Here is an 18,020-nt window from a genome sequence, read left to right as displayed (position 1 = left end):
GCCAGCATGAGCGACGGGCATACCCTGACTGTCCTGATCGCCGAGGATGGCGCGACCGACCGGCTGTTGCTGGCTACCATCGTGCGCAAGCAGGGGCACAGGGTGCTGACCGCGGAGAACGGCAAGCTGGCGGTCGCCCTGTTTGCCGAGCAGCGCCCGCAACTGGTGTTGCTGGACGCGGTCATGCCGGTGATGGACGGCTTCGAAGCGGCGCGGCAGATCAAGGCGCTGGCCGGCGAGGAGCTTGTGCCGATCATCTTCCTCACCTCCCTGACCGAGGACGATGCCCTGGTGCGCTGCCTGGAGGCCGGCGGCGACGATTTTCTTGCCAAGCCCTACAGCCCGGCGGTGCTGGCAGCCAAGATCAAGGCCATGGATCGCCTGCGCCGCCTGCAGGCCACGGTAGTGGAACAGCGCGACCAGATTGCCCTGCATCACAACCACCTGCTCAACGAACAGCGCGTGGCCAAGGCGGTGTTCGACCAGATCGCCCATGCCGGTTGCCTCGGTGCGCCAAACATCCGTTACCTGCAGTCACCCTACGCACTGTTCAACGGCGACTTGCTGCTGGCAGCGTTCACGCCCACCGGTGACATGCACGTGCTGCTCGGCGACTTCACCGGCCATGGCCTGCCGGCCGCGGTGGGCGCCATGCCCCTGGCCGAAGTCTTCCATGGTATGACGGCCAAGGGCTACGGCCTGGCGGAAACCCTGCGCGAGATGAATGCCAAGCTCAAGCGCATCCTGCCGGTGGACATGTTCTGCTGCGCGTTGCTGCTGAACCTCAGCTTCGAGCGGCGCGTGGTGGAAGTCTGGAACGGTGGCATGCCTGACGGCTATCTATTGCCGGCTTCCGGCGACCAGGCCACGCCGCTGGTGTCGCGACACCTGCCGCTGGGGGTGTTGTCGCCTGAACGCTTCGACGAACGTACCGATGTGCTGCCGCTGGCCCTGGGTGACCGCCTGTTTCTGCTCACCGATGGCGTGGTGGAAACCTGCGATGAAAGTGACGAGCCTTTCGGCGTCGAGCGCCTGCTGCGGGTGTTCAGTGAAAATCGCCACCCCGAGCATCTGTTCGACGACGTCCTGCTGGCCCTGGAAGCGTTCCGTGGTCGCGCGCGGGACGATGCCAGCCTGCTGGAAATCACCGTAGTGGCCCCGGAGCGGCTGATGCCGGCGCCGTTGATGTACTCCGACAGCGGCCAGTCGAGCCCGCTGGACTGGTCGCTGTCCTTCGAGTTCCGTGCCCGGACCCTCAAGCGTTTCAACCCGCTGCCCTGGTTGATGCAGGTGCTGCAGGAGGTGCACGGCCTGCGCAAGCAGAGCGGTGCCCTGTACAGCGTGCTCAACGAGCTGTATTCCAACGCCCTGGAGCATGGCGTGCTGGGCCTGGACTCCGCGCTCAAGCGCGACGCCCAGGGCTTCACCACCTACTACCAGGAGCGCGACCGACGCCTGCAGGGCCTGGACAGCGGCCATATCCGTGTAAGCCTGCGCGTGGAACCCTGGAAGGGAGGAGGGCGTCTCATTATTGAAGTCGAGGACAGCGGCGACGGCTTCGACATGGGTAAAGTGAGCGCCTTGCCTGCTGTCGAGCAGCGTCTGAGCGGACGTGGCCTGAATCTGGTCCGCCGGCTGGGCCGGCATGCCGAATGGAGCGATGGCGGGCGCCGGGCGCGCGTGGAGTTCGCCTGGGACGCTCTGGCATAATCGCAGTCTTGATCAAGGAGTGAACAAGTGTCCGATTCTCATGTTGACCGCAAGGTATTGAGCGACCTCCAGGACGTCATGGGGGACGACTACCTCAAGCTGCTGGAAACCTTCCTCTACGACTCCGAGCGGCGTCTGAACGACCTCTTTCGCGCCCGCAATGCCGATGAGTTGCGGTTGGCGGCGCATAGCTTCAAGGGCAGTGCCAGCAACATGGGGGCGCATGAGCTGGCAGAACTTTGCCGCCAGGTGGAAGAGCGGGTGCAGCAGCACTTGCTGTTCGACATCGAGCACCTTATCAACCAGATCCGGCGGGAGTTTGTCGAGGTCCGCGACATCTTCCGTGACGAGTGCAAGCGGGTGCAGGTCAGCTGAGCCTGCGCTCTTCGATGTCGCGTCAGGCGAAACCTGGCGCGACTTTTGCGTAACCTTCGCTATTCGTGATGCCAAGCTTCTGTAGCGGAGACCTTTTCATGCCCGTCGCATCAAACCCATTGCTGCAATCCAGCGTTGCCGCCAAGAGCGCACGGTCCCAGAACGCTACCCTGGACAAAGCCACGCAGAGCTTGAACGACAAGGGTTCGGACTTTTCCCGTGTCTATTCGCAGCAGGCCAAGGAGCCGGTTGCCGGCAAGAGCGAGGTGGCCGCGCAAGGCCGTGGAGGCGTCGACAAATCGGCGGCAAACAGCGGCAAGGCGCAAGAGCCTGAATCCGGCAAGGTTGCCGATGGCGGCAAGGAATTGCCTGACGAACATGAAGTCCAGGCCGGCGCGACCGGGCAGGGCGATAGCGGCGATGCGAGCGATGTCGATGCCAATGCCAATGCCAATGCCCAGCCACCCCTCGACGCCAACCTGGTTGCCGGTCAGTTGACCGATGCTGCACAGGGTGCGCAATTGCTCCAGGCCCAGGCCGAAGCGGTGGCGCCGGTGATCCAGGCGGCCAGCCAGCAGCCGGCGGCGGTCACCCCTGCGGTCACTGATGATCAGGCCTTCGACCCGGAGGCGGATGCCCTGGCCGATCTGCCGGTACTGCGCCTGGCGCTGGAACAGAACGCCCAGGCCCAGGGCACTACCTCGGCCCACGCCAGCAAGACCCCGGGGCAGGAGGGTGCTCAGGCCCAGCAACCGGCTGTCAATACACTGGCGCAGATGCTCCAGCCGGGTGACGCCGATGCTGGCCAGACCGAAAGCGGCGACAAGGCCTTTGCCGGCCTGATCGACGACGGCCTCAAGGACCTCAAGGGCGCCAGCAGCGATACCCGGGTCGACGATTTCGCCAACCGCCTGGCCAGCCTGACCCAGGCCGTCACGCCGAAGACCGCCAATGCCGTGGCACCTGCGCCGCTGCACCAACCCCTGGCCATGAACCAGGGGGGCTGGACCGAGGGCCTGGTCAACCGGGTCATGTACCTGTCCAGCCAGAACCTCAAGTCTGCCGATATCCAGCTGGAGCCGAGGGAGCTCGGGCGCCTGGACATCAAGGTGAACATGGCCGTCGATCAACCGACCCAGATCACCTTCGCCAGCGGTCACGCCGGGGTGCGCGATGCCCTCGAGGGCCAGGTGCACCGCCTGCGCGAACTGTTCAGCCAGCAAGGCATGGCCCAGCCGGACGTCAACGTCGCCGACCAGCAGCGCCAGCAGCACAGCGCCAGCCAGGACGATTCGCCGAAGATGAGTGGTGTGGCGGCGCGGCGCAATGCCGAGGCGGCCGAAGGTGATGTGGCGGCCGTGGAACCGCAGACCGTCATCGGCTCCAGTACCGTCGACTACGTTGTCTGAGAGCTGTATGGATCCTGTGGGAGCGGGTTCACCCGCGATGACGGTAGTGAGACCACTATTGCAATCGCGGGTGAACCCGCTCCCACAGGATCCGCGTCGATAATTATTATCCGCAAACTGGCATAACACTTGCTCGCCCACACGCCATAGTGGAACAAACCTCCTGTGAGTGACGGATTATTGGCATGGCGAAGAGCGAAGCAGTCAAAGACCCCGCCGTTAAAGGCAAACTCAAACTGATCCTGCTGCTGGTCCTGGCCCTGTTGCTGGCCATCGGCCTGTCGGTTGGCGCTACCTGGTTCTTCCTGCACAAGTCCGAAAGCAAGCCTGCCGCCGAACCTGCTGCGGCTGCGGCCAACGTCAAGCAACCGGCCATCTACGAATCCATGTCGCCGGCCTTCGTGGTCAACTTCAACCAGAACGGCCGCCAGCGCTACATGCAGGTGAGCATCACCATGCAGGCCCGCGACCAGGCCGCCCTCGAGGCGCTCAAGGTGCATATGCCGGTGATCCGCAACAACCTGGTCATGCTCTTCTCCGGGCAGTCCTTCGAGTCGCTGGCGACCCCGGTCGGCCAGGAAATGCTGCGCCAGAAGGCCACCGCCAGCGTCCAGGAAGTGGCGCAGAAGGAAGTCGGCAAGCTGGTCATCGACCAGTTGCTGTTCACCAATTTCGTATTGCAGTAGGAGCCGAAGATGGCCGTGCAGGACCTGCTGTCCCAGGATGAGATCGATGCCCTGTTGCATGGCGTCGACGATGGCCTGGTGCAAACCGAATCAAGCGCCGATCCCGGCAGCGTCAAAAGCTATGACCTGACCAGCCAGGATCGCATCGTCCGCGGTCGCATGCCGACCCTGGAAATGATCAACGAGCGTTTCGCCCGCTATACCCGCGTCAGCATGTTCAACCTGCTGCGGCGCTCCGCCGACGTGGCGGTGGGCGGCGTGCAGGTGATGAAGTTCGGCGAATACGTGCACTCGCTGTACGTGCCGACCAGCCTCAACCTGGTGAAGATCAAGCCGCTGCGCGGCACCTCGCTGTTCATCCTCGACGCCAAGCTGGTGTTCAAGCTGGTGGACAACTTCTTCGGCGGCGACGGCCGTCACGCCAAGATCGAGGGGCGCGAGTTCACCCCGACCGAGCTTCGTGTCGTGCGCATGGTCCTCGACCAATGCTTCGTCGACCTCAAGGAAGCCTGGCAGGCGATCATGCCGGTCAACTTCGAGTACATAAACTCCGAGGTCAACCCGGCCATGGCCAACATCGTCGGCCCGAGCGAGGCGGTGGTGGTCTCGACCTTCCATATCGAACTCGACGGCGGCGGCGGCGACCTGCACGTGACCATGCCGTATTCGATGATCGAACCGGTGCGCGAAATGCTCGACGCCGGCTTCCAGTCCGATCTGGACGACCAGGACGAGCGCTGGGTCAAGGCCCTGCGCGAAGACGTGCTGGACGTCAGCGTGCCGCTCAGTGCCACCGTGGCCCGGCGCCAGTTGAAGCTGCGCGACATCCTGCACATGCAGCCAGGCGACGTGATTCCCGTGGAACTGCCCGAGGACCTGGTCGTGCGCGCCAACGGCGTGCCGTCGTTCAAGGCCAGCCTGGGCTCGCACAAGGGCACCCTGGCCCTGCAGATCAAGGCGCCGATCGAGCGACGCTGAGCGCCTGACCCTCATTAACCGATTTGATTGCTTGTCGAGGACAAGATGGCTAACGAAAACGACATTACTTCGATGGAAGAGCAGGCGCTGGCCGACGAGTGGGCCGCTGCCCTTAACGAAAGCGGCGACGGCCAGGCCGATATCGATGCGCTGATGGCCGGCGACAGCGGTGCCTCCAGCGGCGGCCCCAGCCGTCTGCCGATGGAAGAATTCGGCAGCTCGCCACGCCCTAGCGAAGTGGTCAGCCTGGACGGGCCTAACCTGGACGTGATCCTGGATATCCCGGTGAACATCTCCATGGAAGTGGGCAGCACCGAAATCAGCATCCGCAACCTGCTGCAGCTCAACCAGGGTTCGGTGATCGAGCTTGATCGCCTGGCCGGCGAGCCGCTGGACGTGCTGGTCAACGGTACGCTGATCGCCCATGGCGAGGTGGTGGTGGTCAACGAGAAGTTCGGCATCCGCCTGACCGACGTGATCAGCCCGAGCGAACGCATCAAGAAGCTGCGCTGAGTGAAGCGTTTTCTCCTCCTGCTGGCGCTCGCCGCCGGCCTGTGCTGGATGCCCGTGGGCCTGGCGGCGCAGGTTGGCGCCACGCCGGCCGTGGCGACGGTGGCACCGGCAACGTCCGGCAGCGTCGCTGGCCAGTTGACCCAACTGGTTCTTGGCCTGTTGCTGGTGCTGGGGCTGATCTTCTTTCTCGCCTGGCTGCTGCGCCGGGTGCAGAACGCTGCGCCCAACGCCAACCAGCTGATCCAGGTGGTCGGCAGTCGCCAGGTTGGCCCGCGTGACCGGCTGTTGCTGGTGCAGGTCGGCGACGAGCAGATCCTCATCGGCCATACCCCGGGCAGCCTGACCGCCCTGCATGTCATGAACACACCCGTCGAAGCGCCGGCCAGCGCCCGCCCGGCCACGCCGGAATTCGCCCAGCGCCTGATGGAGCTGCTGGGCAAGGATCAGAAGGACAAGCCGTGATGGCCGCATTGCGAACGATATTGACGCTGCTGGTGCTGCTGGCCGCACCTGCGGCGCTGGCCGCCGACCCGCTGTCGATCCCGGCGATCACCCTGTCCAGCGGGGCGGATGGCCAGCAGGAGTACTCGGTCAGCCTGCAGATCCTGCTGATCATGACCGCGCTGAGCTTTATCCCGGCGTTCGTCATCCTGATGACCAGCTTCACCCGGATCATCATCGTCTTCTCGATCCTGCGCCAGGCCCTGGGCCTGCAGCAGACCCCGTCGAACCAGATCCTCATCGGCCTGGCGCTGTTCCTGACCCTGTTCATCATGGGCCCGGTATTCGACCGGGTGAACCGCGACGCCCTCCAGCCCTACCTGTCCGAGACCCTGACCGCGCCGCAGGCGCTGGAAAAGGCCCAGGTGCCGCTGAAGGACTTCATGCTGGCGCAGACCCGGCAGAGCGACCTCGACCTGTTCATGCGCCTGTCCAAGCGCACCGACATCGCCGGCCCCGACCAGGTGCCGCTGACCATCCTGGTCCCGGCGTTCGTGACCTCGGAATTGAAGACCGCGTTCCAGATCGGCTTCATGATCTTCATCCCGTTCCTGATCATCGACCTGGTGGTAGCGAGCGTGCTGATGGCCATGGGCATGATGATGCTGTCGCCGTTGATCATTTCCCTGCCGTTCAAGATCATGCTGTTCGTCCTGGTGGATGGCTGGGCCTTGATCATCGGCACCCTTGCCGGCAGTTTCGGCGGCGTTTGACGCGCAGGAGAGCAGCATGACCCCTGAAGTCGCAGTCGACCTGTTTCGCGATGCCCTGTGGCTGACCACCCTCATGGTGGCGGTGCTGGTGGTGCCGAGCCTGCTGGTGGGGTTGCTGGTGGCGATGTTCCAGGCGGCCACCCAGATCAACGAACAGACCCTGAGCTTCCTCCCGCGCCTGCTGGTGATGCTGGTCACCCTGATCGTCGCCGGGCCCTGGCTGGTGCAGAAGTTCATGGAGTACATCCTGAACCTGTACGGCAGCATTCCACAGCTGATCGGCTGATCGCGCCGTGCTCGAACTGACCGACACGCAGATTTCCACCTGGGTGGCCAGTTTCATCCTGCCGCTGTTCCGCGTGCTGGCCGTGCTGATGACCATGCCGGTATTCGGTACCTCGCTGCTGCCGCAGCGGATCCGCCTGTATTTCGGCGTGGCCATTACCGTGGTGATCGTCCCGGCGCTGCCGCCGATGCCGCCGGTCGAGGCGCTGGACATGAGCGCCCTGCTGCTGGTTGGCGAGCAGATCCTCATCGGCGCGCTGTTCGGCCTGTCCCTGCAACTGTTCTTCCAGGCCTTCGTGATTGCCGGGCAGATCGTCGCGATCCAGATGGGCCTGGCCTTTGCCTCCATGGTCGACCCGGCCAACGGCGTCAACACCACGGTGATCAGCCAGTTCCTGACCATGCTGGTGACCTTGCTGTTCCTGTCGATGAACGGCCATCTGGTGGTCTTCGAAGTCCTTGTCGAAAGCTTCACCACCCTGCCGGTGGGCAGCGGGCTGATGGTCAACCATTTCTGGGAGCTGGCCGGACGCATGGGCTGGGTGCTGGGCGCCTCGCTGCTGCTGGTGCTGCCGGTGATCACCTCGTTGCTGGTGATCAACATCGCCTTTGGCGTGATGACCCGGGCGGCGCCACAATTGAACATCTTCGCCATCGGCTTCCCGCTGACCCTGGTGATCGGCATGGGGCTGTTCTGGGTCGGCCTGGCGGACATTCTTTCCCATTACCAGTCGTTGGCGTCCGAGGCGCTGCAATGGCTGCGTGAACTGGCACGGGCGCGCTGAGCATGGCAGAGAGCGAAAGCGGTCAGGACAAGACAGAAGACCCCACGGACAAACGCCGTAATGACGCCCGCGAAAAGGGCGAGATCGCCCGTTCCAAGGAGCTCAACACCGTTGCCGTGATGATTGCCGGGGCGGGTGGCTTGCTGGCCTTCGGCGGCTATCTGGCCGAAGCGCTGATGGAGATCATGCGCAGCAACTTCAGCCTGTCGCGCGAGGTGCTGATGGATGAGCGCTACATGGGCATCTTCCTGCTGACCTCGGGCAAGCTGGCGATCCTTGCCACCCAGCCGGTGCTGCTGGTGCTGTTGCTGGCCGCCTTGCTCGGCCCGATTGCCCTGGGTGGGTGGCTGTTCGCCACCGGTACCCTGGCGCCGAAGTTCAGCCGGATGAACCCGCTCGCGGGGATCAAGCGGATGTTCTCGGTGCATTCCCTGGCCGAGTTGCTCAAGGCCATCGCCAAGTTCACCGTGATCCTGGTGGTGGCCCTGGCGGTGCTGTCCGCCGACCGTGACGACCTCCTGGCGATCGCCAACGAGCCGCTGGACCAGGCCATCATCCACAGCGTCCAGGTGGTCGGCTGGAGCGCCATGTGGATGGCCTGCGGGTTGCTGCTGATCGCCGCGGTGGACGTGCCGATCCAGCTCTGGCAGGCCAAGCAGAAGCTGATGATGACCAAGCAGGAAGTGCGCGACGAATACAAGGACACCGAGGGCAAGCCGGAGGTCAAGCAGCGGATCCGCCAGGTGCAGCGCGAGATTTCCCAGCGGCGGATGATGGCGGCGGTGCCCGAGGCCGACGTCATCATCACCAACCCGACCCACTATGCGGTGGCGCTCAAGTACGATCCGGAGAAGGGCTCGGCGCCCTTGCTGCTGGCCAAGGGTACCGATTTCATCGCCCTGAAGATCCGCGAGATCGCCGTGCAGCACAACATCCAGCTGCTGGAGTCGCCGGCGCTGGCGCGCTCCATCTACCACTCCACGGAGCTGGAGGAAGAGATTCCCGCCGGGCTGTACCTCGCCGTAGCCCAGGTGCTGGCCTACGTCTACCAGATCCGCCAGTACCAGGCGGGCAAGGGCAAGCCCCCCGAGCCGCTCAAGGATCTGCCGATTCCGCCGGACCTGCGGCGCGATTCCTGATTTCCAGTTGTTCGCGGACCTTGTGGGAGCGGGTTTATCGGAACGCCGAACCGCCGCGATTGCGGTAGTGGGCTCACTGACGCAATCGCGGGTGAACCCGCTCCCACAGGGTTCGCGTTGTACTCCGAGTTTTCCATTTGAAAAAAGTTGGAAAGCTTCTTGCAAAGAGCAGCGCCAAGCGCCCCCGTGGCGTCAAAGTTTTGCTTGAAGAGGAAGACCGGTGGATCGCTCTCAGTTAATCAACAGCGCGCGCAGCAACCTCGGCAGCCTGGGCCGGGGCAATATCGGGGTGCCGGTATTACTGCTGATCATGCTGGCCATGATGATGTTGCCGATCCCGCCGTTCCTGCTGGACGTCTTCTTCACCTTCAACATCGCCCTGTCCATCGTGGTCCTGCTGGTCTGCGTGTACGCGCTGCGGCCGCTGGATTTCGCCGCGTTCCCGACCATCCTGCTGGTGGCGACCCTGCTGCGCCTGGCGCTGAACGTGGCCTCGACGCGGGTAGTGCTGCTCCACGGCCACGATGGCCACGGTGCCGCCGGTAAAGTGATCCAGGCCTTCGGTGACGTGGTCATCGGTGGCAACTACGTGGTCGGTATCGTGGTCTTCGCCATCCTGATGATCATCAACTTCGTGGTGGTGACCAAGGGTGCCGGGCGGATCTCCGAGGTGAGCGCACGCTTCACCCTCGACGCCATGCCCGGCAAGCAGATGGCCATCGACGCCGACCTCAACGCCGGCCTGATCAACCAGGACCAGGCCAAGGCACGCCGTGCCGAAGTGGCCCAGGAAGCCGAGTTCTACGGGTCCATGGACGGTGCCAGCAAGTTCGTGCGTGGCGACGCCATTGCCGGCCTGCTGATCCTGTTCATCAACCTGATCGGCGGCATGGCCATCGGCATGGTCCAGCACGGCATGACCTTCGGCGATGCCGGCCGGGTCTACGCCCTGCTGACCATCGGTGACGGTTTGGTGGCGCAGCTGCCGTCCCTGTTGCTGTCCACCGCCGCCGCGATCATGGTGACCCGTGCTTCCGGCTCGGAAGACATGGGCAAGCAGATCAATCGGCAGATGTTCGACTCGCCGAAGGCCCTGGCGGTCTCGGCGGCACTGATGATCGTCATGGGCCTGGTCCCGGGCATGCCGCACATCGCCTTCATCAGCCTCGGCCTGCTGGCCGGCGGCGGCGCCTACCTGGTGTGGAAGAAGCAGAACCAGGTCAAGGTCAAGGCTGCCCAGGAACTGCAGCGCCAGCAGGAAGCCCTGCCGTCGCCCTCGCGCGCTGCCGAGACCAAGGAGCTGGGCTGGGACGATGTCACCCCGATCGACATGATCGGCCTGGAAGTGGGCTACCGCCTGATTCCCCTGGTAGACCGCAACCAGGGTGGCCAGTTGCTGGCGCGGATCAAGGGCGTGCGCAAGAAGCTGTCCCAGGACCTCGGCTTCCTGATGCCCACGGTGCATATCCGCGACAACCTCGACCTGGCCCCGAGTACCTATCGCCTGACCCTGATGGGGGTGATCCTGGCCGAGGCGGAAATCTTCCCCGAGCGGGAAATGGCCATCAATCCGGGCCAGGTATTCGGTACGCTCAACGGTATTTCCGCGCGGGACCCGGCCTTCGGCCTGGAAGCGGTGTGGATCGATGTCGCCCAGCGTAGTCAGGCGCAGTCCCTGGGCTACACGGTGGTCGATGCCAGTACCGTGGTCGCCACCCACCTCAACCAGATTCTCTACAAGCATTGCCACGAGCTGATCGGCCATGAAGAGGTCCAGCAACTGCTGGCAGTGCTGGCCAAGGGCTCGCCGAAGCTGGCAGAGGAAATCGTCCCCGGGGTGCTGTCCCTGTCCGGTTTGTTGAAAGTGCTCCAGGCCCTGCTGGCGGAGCAGGTTCCCGTCAGGGATATCCGTAGCATTGCCGAGGCGATCGCCAACAATGCCAGCAAGAGTCAAGATACCGCCGCGCTGGTCGCCGCAGTCCGCGTCGGATTGTGTCGCGCTATCGTGCAAAGCATTGTCGGCACTGAGTCCGAGCTGCCTGTGATCACCCTTGAGCCAAGGTTGGAACAGATCTTGCTCAATAGTCTGCAAAGGGCCGGGCAAGGTCAGGAAGACGGTGTTCTTCTTGAACCGAGCATGGCGGAAAAGCTTCAGCGTTCGCTGATCGAGGCTGCCCAGCGTCAGGAGATGCAAGGTCAGCCGGCCATCCTGCTGGTAGCAGGACCGATCCGGCAAATGCTCTCGCGTTTCGGTCGCCTGGCCGTACCGAATTTGCATGTTTTGGCGTATCAGGAAATACCTGACAACAAGCAAGTCACCATCGTTGCCACAGTGGGCCCCAACGGCTGAGGTAGTGGGTTATGCAAGTTAAGCGTTTTTTCGCCGCCGATATGCGTCAGGCCATGAAGCTGGTTCGCGATGAGCTGGGGGCCGATGCCGCCATCATCGGCAACCGACGGATTGCTGGCGGTGTCGAGCTGACGGCGGCGCTGGACTACAAGCTGTCCGCCCTTGCGCCTCGGGTGCCCAACGCCGAGCTTGAAGACGAGCTGCGCAAGACCCAATCGCGCATCGCCACTGCCCAGGCCGAACTGAGCGCCCGCGACGACAGCGACAGCGGCAACCGCCAGCTGTTCGCCGGCCTGCCGCTGACGGCCTCCGAGCCGCTGGTCGAGCCACGTCATGAAGAGCCGGCGCCTGCGCCGGCCGCCCCGGCGCCATCGGCCATCGACCGGCGTATGTTCGATTCCATGCGTTCCGAGCTTTCCGGCCTGCGCGAGCTGCTGGAAGTCCAGCTCGGCTCCCTGGCCTGGAACCAGTTGCAGGGCGCCAAGCCGCACCAGGCCAATCTCTGGCGCCGCCTGCAGCGCATCGGCCTGTCCGGCCCGCTGGCCCGCGACCTGCTCGACCTGACCCAGGAAATCGTCGACCCGCGCCACGGCTGGCGCATGCTCCTGGCCCATCTGGCGCGGATGATCCATGTGCCGGATGTCGAGCCGATCGAGGAGGGCGGGGTGATCGCCATGGTCGGCCCGGCCGGCATGGGCAAGACCACCACCCTGGCCAAGCTGGCCGCGCGCTATGTGCTCAAGTACGGCGCGCAGAACCTGGCCCTGGTGAGCATGGACAGTTTCCGTATCGGTGCCCAGGAGCAGCTCAAGACCCTCGGGCGCATCCTCAACGTCCCGGTGACCCACGTCGATCCCGGCCAGTCCCTGGCCCAGGCGCTGGAGCCGCTGCTGCGCAAGCGCGTGGTGCTGATCGACACCGCCGGCCTGCAGGCCAGCGACCCGGCGCTGCGCATGCAGCTGGAAACCCTTGCCGGGCGTGGCATCCAGGCGAAGAATTACCTGGTCCTGGCCACCACCAGCCAGAAACAGGTGCTGACCGCCGCCTACCACAGCTACAAGCGCTGCGGCCTGGCCGGTTGCATCCTGACCAAGCTCGATGAAACCGCCAGCCTGGGCGAGGTTCTCAGCCTGGCGATCAGTCACGAACTGCCCGTGGCCTATCTTACCGATGGCCCGCGCATTCCTGACGACCTGCACCTGCCGCGGCGGCACCAGTTGGTAAGCCGCGCGGTCAGTGTGCAGATGCAGGACGATCCGAGCGAGGAGGCCATGGCCGATATGTTCGCCGACCTGTACCACAGTGACGGCAAGCGTGTCGGCTGAGGTGGATATGTATCAGTTGCAAAGTACCTACATCACACGGATCGCGTGGCAAGTCATGGCTGTAGCCAGCGCGGCCCCGTCATGTGGCCTCGGTCTAAGCAAGACAAGGTAAAGAACAAATATGGGTAGCATGCATCCCGTACAGGTGATCGCCGTGACCGGCGGCAAAGGTGGCGTTGGCAAGACCAACGTGTCGGTGAATCTGTCACTGGCACTGGCCGAGCTCGGTCGTCGCGTCATGCTGCTGGACGCCGACCTTGGCCTGGCCAATGTCGACGTACTGCTCGGGCTCACCCCCAAGCGCACCCTGGCCGACGTCATCGAAGGCCGTTGCGAGCTGCGCGACGTCCTGCTCCAGGGCCCTGGCGGTGTACGCATCGTCCCGGCGGCCTCGGGCACCCAGAGCATGGTGCACCTGGCCCCGGCCCAGCACGCCGGCCTGATCCAGGCCTTCAGCGAGATCGGCGACAACCTCGACGTGCTGGTGATCGACACCGCTGCGGGGATCGGTGACTCGGTAGTCAGTTTCGTTCGCGCGGCCCAGGAAGTGCTGCTGGTGGTGTGCGACGAGCCGACCTCGATCACCGACGCCTACGCGCTGATCAAGTTGCTCAACCGTGACTACGGCATGAGCCGTTTCCGCGTCCTCGCCAACATGGCGCAGAGCCCCCAGGAAGGGCGCAACCTGTTCGCCAAGTTGACCAAGGTCACGGATCGCTTCCTCGATGTCGCCCTACAATACGTCGGTGCCGTGCCGTACGACGAATGCGTGCGCAAGGCCGTGCAGAAGCAGCGAGCGGTCTACGAAGCCTTCCCGCGTTCCAAGTGCGCGCTGGCGTTCAAGGCGATCGCCCAGAAGGTCGATAGCTGGCCGCTGCCGGCCAACCCGCGCGGCCACCTGGAATTCTTCGTCGAACGTCTGGTGCAGCCGACCAGTGCGGGACCCGTGCTATGAACGCCAGCGGCTACCGGATGTACAGCAAGTCCTCGCGTGACGCCCAGTACGAGCTGATCGAGCGCTATGCGCCGCTGGTCAAGCGCATCGCCTACCACCTGCTGGCGCGGCTGCCGGCCAGCGTGCAGGTGGAGGACCTGATCCAGGCGGGAATGATCGGCCTGCTCGAAGTCGCCAACAAGTACGACTCGAGCAAGGGCGCCAGTTTCGAGACCTACGCCGGCATCCGTATCCGTGGCGCCATGCTCGATGAAGTGCGCAAGGGCGACTGGGCACCGCGCTCGGTGCACCGCAATACCCGCATGGTCAGCGACGCAATTCGGGCAATCGAAGCAAAAACCGGCCGTGACGCTAAAGATCACGAGGTTGCTGCCGAACTCCAATTGAGTCTCGATGATTACTACGGGATTTTGAACGATACCTTGGGCAGCCGCCTGTTCAGCTTCGACGACCTGCTGCAGGACGGCGAGCATGAAGGGCTGCACGAGGACGGCGCCAGTGCCCAGCTCGAGCCTTCGCGCGATCTGGAGGACGAACGCTTCCAGGCAGCCCTGGCCGATGCCATCGCCAACCTGCCGGAACGCGAACGCCTGGTCCTGGCGCTGTACTACGACGAAGAGCTAAACCTCAAGGAAATCGGTGAGGTCCTGGGGGTCAGCGAATCGCGCGTCAGCCAGTTGCATAGCCAGTGCGCGGCCCGCCTGCGCAGCCGGTTGGGGGAATGGCGGGCGCGTTGAACCCGGGTTCGATGCAGTCGTTACAACGTGGTAGCCGGAATGATTGAACGCGCGCTCAGCGCTGGGCGCGTTAAAGACTGCTTGGAGGTCTAATTGAACAAAGAAATGAAAATCCTCATCGTCGACGACTTTTCGACGATGCGGCGGATCATCAAGAACCTGCTGCGTGACCTGGGCTTCACCAACACGCACGAGGCCGACGACGGCACCACCGCGCTGCCCATGCTGGAAACCGGTAACTTCGACTTCCTCGTCACCGACTGGAACATGCCCGGCATGACCGGTATCGACCTGCTGCGCAAAGTGCGCGCGGAAGAGCGCCTGAAGCACCTGCCGGTGCTTATGGTGACCGCCGAAGCCAAGCGCGAGCAGATCATCGAAGCCGCCCAGGCCGGGGTCAACGGCTACGTCGTGAAGCCTTTCACCGCCCAGGTGCTGAAAGAGAAAATCGAAAAGATCTTCGAACGCGTCAACGCTTGATGCGTCAACGGGGGCGCTATGGACCATAAAGAATCATCTCTGGGCGATTTCGAAATCACCCTGAAGAAACATGCCCAGGAGCTGGTCGAGAGCCTCGAACGAGGCCAGTTCGGCGACGCGGTGCAACTGATCCATCAGCTGAACCAGACCCGTGACCGCGGCCTGTACCAGGAAGTCGGCAAGCTCACGCGCGAGCTGCACAGTGCGATCGTCAGTTTCCAGATCGACACGCACATGCCGCAGGCCGAGGAAATTTCCCAGATCACCGACGCCACCGAGCGCCTGGCCTATGTGGTCAAGCTCACCGAGGCGGCGGCGAACCGCACTATGGACCTGGTCGAGCAAGGCGCGCCCGTCGTCAACGAACTGGGGGACGAGGCCCGTGCACTGCATGCCGACTGGCAGCGCTTCATGCGCCGGGAAGTGGCCGCCTCGGAGTTTCGCGAGCTGGTCCAGCGTGTCGACAGGTTCCTGGCGCGCAGCGCCGAGGATAGCCAGAAAGTCAGTGGCTACCTCAACGACATTCTCCTGGCCCAGGACTATCAGGACCTGACCGGCCAGGTGATCAAGCGGGTGACCTCGCTGGTCACCGAAGTCGAGAAGAATCTCCTCAAGCTGGTGTTGATGGCCAGCCAGGTCGACCGCTTTGCCGGTATCGAGCATGACCGCCGTGAGCTGCATGCTGAAAAAGACGAAAGTAAACATCCGACTCGGGGTGAAGGACCGCAGATTCATGCCGATAAACGTGAAGATGTCGTGTCCGGTCAGGACGATGTCGATGATCTGCTGTCCAGCCTGGGTTTTTAGGGAGCACGTTTGATGAGCTTCGGCGCCGATGAAGAAATCCTCCAGGATTTCCTGGTAGAGGCCGGCGAAATTCTTGAGCAACTGTCCGAGCAACTGGTCGAGCTGGAAAGCCGCCCGGACGATGCGGACCTGCTCAATGCGATCTTTCGCGGTTTTCACACTGTAAAAGGGGGCGCCGGCTTCCTCCAGCTCAATGAGCTGGTGGAGTGCTGCCATATCGCCGAGAACGTCTTCGACATCCTGCGCAAGGGAGAGCGCCGGGTCGATGCCGAACTGATGGACGTGGTCCTGGAGGCCCTGGATACGGTCAACAGCATGTTCGGCCAGGTGCGCGAGCGTACCGACATCACCCCGGCCACCCCGGAACTGCTCGGCGCCCTGGCGCGCCTGGCCGAGCCGGCCGGTGCCGAGCCCGCCGCACCGGTGGTTGCCGCCGAGCCGGTGGTCGCTGCCGAACCGGAGCCGGTGGCGGCGTCGGGCGACATTACCGACAGCGAGTTCGAGCAGTTGCTCGACTCGCTGGGTGCCATGCCTGACGACGTACCGGCGACCGAGGCCGGCGGCGATGAAATCACCGACGCCGAATTCGAATCCCTGCTCGACCAGTTGCATGGCAAGGGCCAGTTCGCCGCCGACAACCTGCAGGGCGCCAGCGCGCCTGCGCCGGTTGCCGAAGCCGGGGCCGAACCGAGCGATGAAATCACCGATGCCGAGTTCGAAGCGCTGCTGGACCAATTGCATGGCAAGGGTTCCTTCGCCGTGGATTCGCTGCCCGGTGTGGCGGCTGCCGCGCCTGCCGCTACGGCCGTCGAAGCGGCGCCTGCTGCCGCAGGCAGTGACGAAATCACCGAACACGAATTCGAAGCGCTGCTCGATCAACTGCACGGCAAGGGCAAGTTCGCCGCCGATGCCGTGGGCGCTGCCGCCACCGCTGCACCGGCTGCCGCCGCTGCGCCGGCCGCTGCAGTCGCCAAGCCGGCCGCACGTCCTGCTCCAGCGGCCAAGCCGGCCGCGGCCGCGCCTGCCCGCCAGGCCGCCGCGCCAGCCGCTGCCGCTGGCGACAAGCATCCGCCGGCCAGCGAAGCGGAAACCACCGTGCGCGTCGATACCGCACGCCTGGACGAGATCATGAACATGGTGGGCGAACTGGTGCTGGTGCGTAACCGCCTGGTCCGCCTGGGCCTGAACAGCGGCGACGAGGCCATGTCCAAGGCCGTGTCCAACCTCGATGTGGTCACTGCCGACCTGCAGACCGCGGTCATGAAGACCCGCATGCAGCCGATCAAGAAGGTCTTCGGGCGCTTCCCGCGCCTGGTTCGCGACCTGGCCCGGCAACTGAAGAAAGAGATCAACCTGGAATTGGTGGGCGAGGAAACCGACCTCGACAAGAACCTGGTCGAGGCCCTGGCCGACCCGCTGGTCCACCTGGTGCGCAATGCCGTCGACCACGGCGTGGAAACCCCGGAAGAACGCGAAGCGGCAGGCAAGTCCCGCGGTGGCAAGGTGGTGCTGGCGGCGGAGCAGGAGGGCGATCACATCCTTCTGTCGATTTCCGACGACGGCAAGGGCATGGACCCGGCGGTGCTGCGTGCCAAGGCCGTGGAAAAAGGCCTGATGGACAAGGACGCCGCCGACCGCCTGAGCGAGTCGGACTGCTACAACCTGATCTTCGCCCCGGGCTTCTCGACCAAGACCGAGATTTCCGATGTGTCCGGCCGCGGCGTCGGCATGGACGTGGTGAAGACCAAGATTTCCCAGCTCAACGGCTCGATCAATATCTACTCGGCCAAGGGCCAGGGCTCGAAGATCGTCATCAAGGTGCCATTGACCCTGGCGATCATGCCGACCCTGATGGTGATGCTGGGCAACCAGGCCTTCGCCTTCCCGCTGGTCAACGTCAACGAGATCTTCCACCTCGACCTGTCGCGCACCAACGTGGTGGACGGGCAGGAAGTGGTGATCGTGCGCGACAAGGCGCTGCCGTTGTTCTACCTCAAGCGCTGGCTGGTCAGTTCTGCCGCCCATGAAGAGCAGCATGAAGGCCACGTGGTGATCCTTTCGGTCGGCACCCAGCGCATCGGCTTCGTCGTCGATCAGCTGGTGGGCCAGGAAGAGGTGGTCATCAAGCCGCTGGGCAAGATGCTCCAGGGCACCCCGGGCATGTCGGGCGCCACCATTACCGGTGACGGGCGCATCGCGCTGATCCTCGACGTACCGAGCATGCTCAAGCGTTACGCCGCGCGGCGAATCTGATCCCGACGGCGCGGCCTCG

At 64.1% G+C, this 18,020-nt stretch carries 18 protein-coding genes; all 18 read left to right on the top strand.

What is annotated here, in order from left to right:
• The first annotated feature begins 6 nt into the window (after positions 1-6).
• The 18 genes from ACPFMA_RS19760 (at position 7) to ACPFMA_RS19675 (ending at position 18,001) form a co-directional block, all read left to right on the top strand.
• Complete coding sequence (locus ACPFMA_RS19760; RefSeq protein ID WP_420058679.1) at positions 7-1,710, top strand: ATP-binding SpoIIE family protein phosphatase; 1,704 nt, start codon at positions 7-9, stop codon at positions 1,708-1,710.
• Positions 1,711-1,737: 27 nt separating this feature from the next.
• A complete protein-coding gene (locus ACPFMA_RS19755; protein ID WP_420058680.1) occupies positions 1,738-2,085 on the top strand; it encodes an Hpt domain-containing protein in 348 nt (115 codons plus the stop codon).
• A 98-nt stretch (positions 2,086-2,183) separates the two neighbouring features.
• Positions 2,184-3,494 carry a flagellar hook-length control protein FliK gene (locus tag ACPFMA_RS19750; protein ID WP_425928518.1) on the top strand — a complete coding sequence of 437 codons (1,311 nt, stop codon included), beginning with the start codon at positions 2,184-2,186 and terminating at the stop codon, positions 3,492-3,494.
• A 185-nt stretch (positions 3,495-3,679) separates the two neighbouring features.
• Entirely contained in the window at positions 3,680-4,180 is a 501-nt protein-coding gene (gene fliL, locus ACPFMA_RS19745) for a flagellar basal body-associated protein FliL (protein WP_009400033.1), read from the top strand.
• A gap of 9 nt (positions 4,181-4,189) precedes the next feature.
• Positions 4,190-5,158, top strand: coding sequence for a flagellar motor switch protein FliM (gene fliM / locus ACPFMA_RS19740; RefSeq protein ID WP_009400032.1), 969 nt, complete (start codon positions 4,190-4,192; stop codon positions 5,156-5,158).
• 45 nt (positions 5,159-5,203) lie between these two features.
• Complete coding sequence (gene fliN / locus ACPFMA_RS19735) at positions 5,204-5,671, top strand: flagellar motor switch protein FliN (protein WP_064302530.1); 468 nt, start codon at positions 5,204-5,206, stop codon at positions 5,669-5,671.
• On the top strand, positions 5,672-6,133 hold the full coding sequence (fliO, locus tag ACPFMA_RS19730; protein ID WP_064302531.1) for a flagellar biosynthetic protein FliO: 462 nt from the start codon (positions 5,672-5,674) through the stop codon (positions 6,131-6,133). It begins immediately after the preceding gene.
• Positions 6,133-6,885, top strand: coding sequence for a flagellar type III secretion system pore protein FliP (gene fliP / locus ACPFMA_RS19725; protein WP_009400028.1), 753 nt, complete (start codon positions 6,133-6,135; stop codon positions 6,883-6,885). Before fliO ends, fliP begins: the two co-directional genes overlap by 1 nt.
• Before the next feature lie 16 nt (positions 6,886-6,901).
• Complete coding sequence (fliQ, locus tag ACPFMA_RS19720) at positions 6,902-7,171, top strand: flagellar biosynthesis protein FliQ (RefSeq protein ID WP_009400027.1); 270 nt, start codon at positions 6,902-6,904, stop codon at positions 7,169-7,171.
• 7 nt (positions 7,172-7,178) lie between these two features.
• Positions 7,179-7,955, top strand: coding sequence for a flagellar biosynthetic protein FliR (gene fliR / locus ACPFMA_RS19715; RefSeq protein ID WP_279897717.1), 777 nt, complete (start codon positions 7,179-7,181; stop codon positions 7,953-7,955).
• Positions 7,956-7,957: 2 nt separating this feature from the next.
• Positions 7,958-9,094 (top strand): flagellar biosynthesis protein FlhB, encoded by a 1,137-nt coding sequence (gene flhB / locus ACPFMA_RS19710; RefSeq protein ID WP_064302533.1) that lies wholly within the window; start codon positions 7,958-7,960, stop codon positions 9,092-9,094.
• Between the two features lie 220 nt (positions 9,095-9,314).
• Positions 9,315-11,444: a flagellar biosynthesis protein FlhA gene (gene flhA / locus ACPFMA_RS19705; protein ID WP_009400024.1), complete on the top strand. Its 2,130-nt coding sequence runs from the start codon at positions 9,315-9,317 to the stop codon at positions 11,442-11,444.
• Positions 11,445-11,455: 11 nt separating this feature from the next.
• On the top strand, positions 11,456-12,769 hold the full coding sequence (flhF, locus tag ACPFMA_RS19700; RefSeq protein WP_009399967.1) for a flagellar biosynthesis protein FlhF: 1,314 nt from the start codon (positions 11,456-11,458) through the stop codon (positions 12,767-12,769).
• A gap of 121 nt (positions 12,770-12,890) precedes the next feature.
• Positions 12,891-13,724: a flagellar synthesis regulator FleN gene (gene fleN / locus ACPFMA_RS19695; RefSeq protein WP_009399964.1), complete on the top strand. Its 834-nt coding sequence runs from the start codon at positions 12,891-12,893 to the stop codon at positions 13,722-13,724.
• Positions 13,721-14,461 carry an RNA polymerase sigma factor FliA gene (gene fliA / locus ACPFMA_RS19690; protein WP_009399963.1) on the top strand — a complete coding sequence of 247 codons (741 nt, stop codon included), beginning with the start codon at positions 13,721-13,723 and terminating at the stop codon, positions 14,459-14,461. The genes fleN and fliA overlap by 4 nt, the downstream gene beginning before the upstream one ends.
• Positions 14,462-14,566: 105 nt before the next feature.
• On the top strand, positions 14,567-14,941 hold the full coding sequence (locus ACPFMA_RS19685) for a chemotaxis response regulator CheY (protein ID WP_205884592.1): 375 nt from the start codon (positions 14,567-14,569) through the stop codon (positions 14,939-14,941).
• Between the two features lie 18 nt (positions 14,942-14,959).
• Complete coding sequence (locus ACPFMA_RS19680; RefSeq protein ID WP_064302535.1) at positions 14,960-15,748, top strand: protein phosphatase CheZ; 789 nt, start codon at positions 14,960-14,962, stop codon at positions 15,746-15,748.
• A 12-nt stretch (positions 15,749-15,760) separates the two neighbouring features.
• Complete coding sequence (locus tag ACPFMA_RS19675) at positions 15,761-18,001, top strand: chemotaxis protein CheA (RefSeq protein ID WP_064302536.1); 2,241 nt, start codon at positions 15,761-15,763, stop codon at positions 17,999-18,001.
• Positions 18,002-18,020 lie beyond the last annotated feature (19 nt).

Source organism: Pseudomonas sp. NyZ201 (genome assembly GCF_049860765.1).
Classification (GTDB): Bacteria; Pseudomonadota; Gammaproteobacteria; order Pseudomonadales; family Pseudomonadaceae; genus Aquipseudomonas; species Aquipseudomonas bharatica.
The sequence above is the reverse complement of the archived record's forward strand: the minus strand, read 5'-3'. Positions and strand labels throughout refer to the sequence as shown.

Bases quoted from the DNA above. Each gene is read 5' to 3' on its own strand.
- ACPFMA_RS19760 (WP_420058679.1), top strand. From the start codon at position 7: ATGAGCGACGGGCATACCCTGACTGTCCTGATCGCCGAGGATGGCGCG.
- ACPFMA_RS19750 (WP_425928518.1), top strand. From the start codon at position 2,184: ATGCCCGTCGCATCAAACCCATTGCTGCAATCCAGCGTTGCCGCCAAG.
- fliL (WP_009400033.1), top strand. From the start codon at position 3,680: ATGGCGAAGAGCGAAGCAGTCAAAGACCCCGCCGTTAAAGGCAAACTC.
- fliM (WP_009400032.1), top strand. From the start codon at position 4,190: ATGGCCGTGCAGGACCTGCTGTCCCAGGATGAGATCGATGCCCTGTTG.
- fliN (WP_064302530.1), top strand. From the start codon at position 5,204: ATGGCTAACGAAAACGACATTACTTCGATGGAAGAGCAGGCGCTGGCC.
- fliP (WP_009400028.1), top strand. From the start codon at position 6,133: ATGGCCGCATTGCGAACGATATTGACGCTGCTGGTGCTGCTGGCCGCA.
- fliQ (WP_009400027.1), top strand. From the start codon at position 6,902: ATGACCCCTGAAGTCGCAGTCGACCTGTTTCGCGATGCCCTGTGGCTG.
- flhB (WP_064302533.1), top strand. From the start codon at position 7,958: ATGGCAGAGAGCGAAAGCGGTCAGGACAAGACAGAAGACCCCACGGAC.
- flhF (WP_009399967.1), top strand. From the start codon at position 11,456: ATGCAAGTTAAGCGTTTTTTCGCCGCCGATATGCGTCAGGCCATGAAG.
- fleN (WP_009399964.1), top strand. From the start codon at position 12,891: ATGGGTAGCATGCATCCCGTACAGGTGATCGCCGTGACCGGCGGCAAA.
- fliA (WP_009399963.1), top strand. From the start codon at position 13,721: ATGAACGCCAGCGGCTACCGGATGTACAGCAAGTCCTCGCGTGACGCC.
- ACPFMA_RS19685 (WP_205884592.1), top strand. From the start codon at position 14,567: ATGAAAATCCTCATCGTCGACGACTTTTCGACGATGCGGCGGATCATC.
- ACPFMA_RS19680 (WP_064302535.1), top strand. From the start codon at position 14,960: ATGGACCATAAAGAATCATCTCTGGGCGATTTCGAAATCACCCTGAAG.
- ACPFMA_RS19675 (WP_064302536.1), top strand. From the start codon at position 15,761: ATGAGCTTCGGCGCCGATGAAGAAATCCTCCAGGATTTCCTGGTAGAG.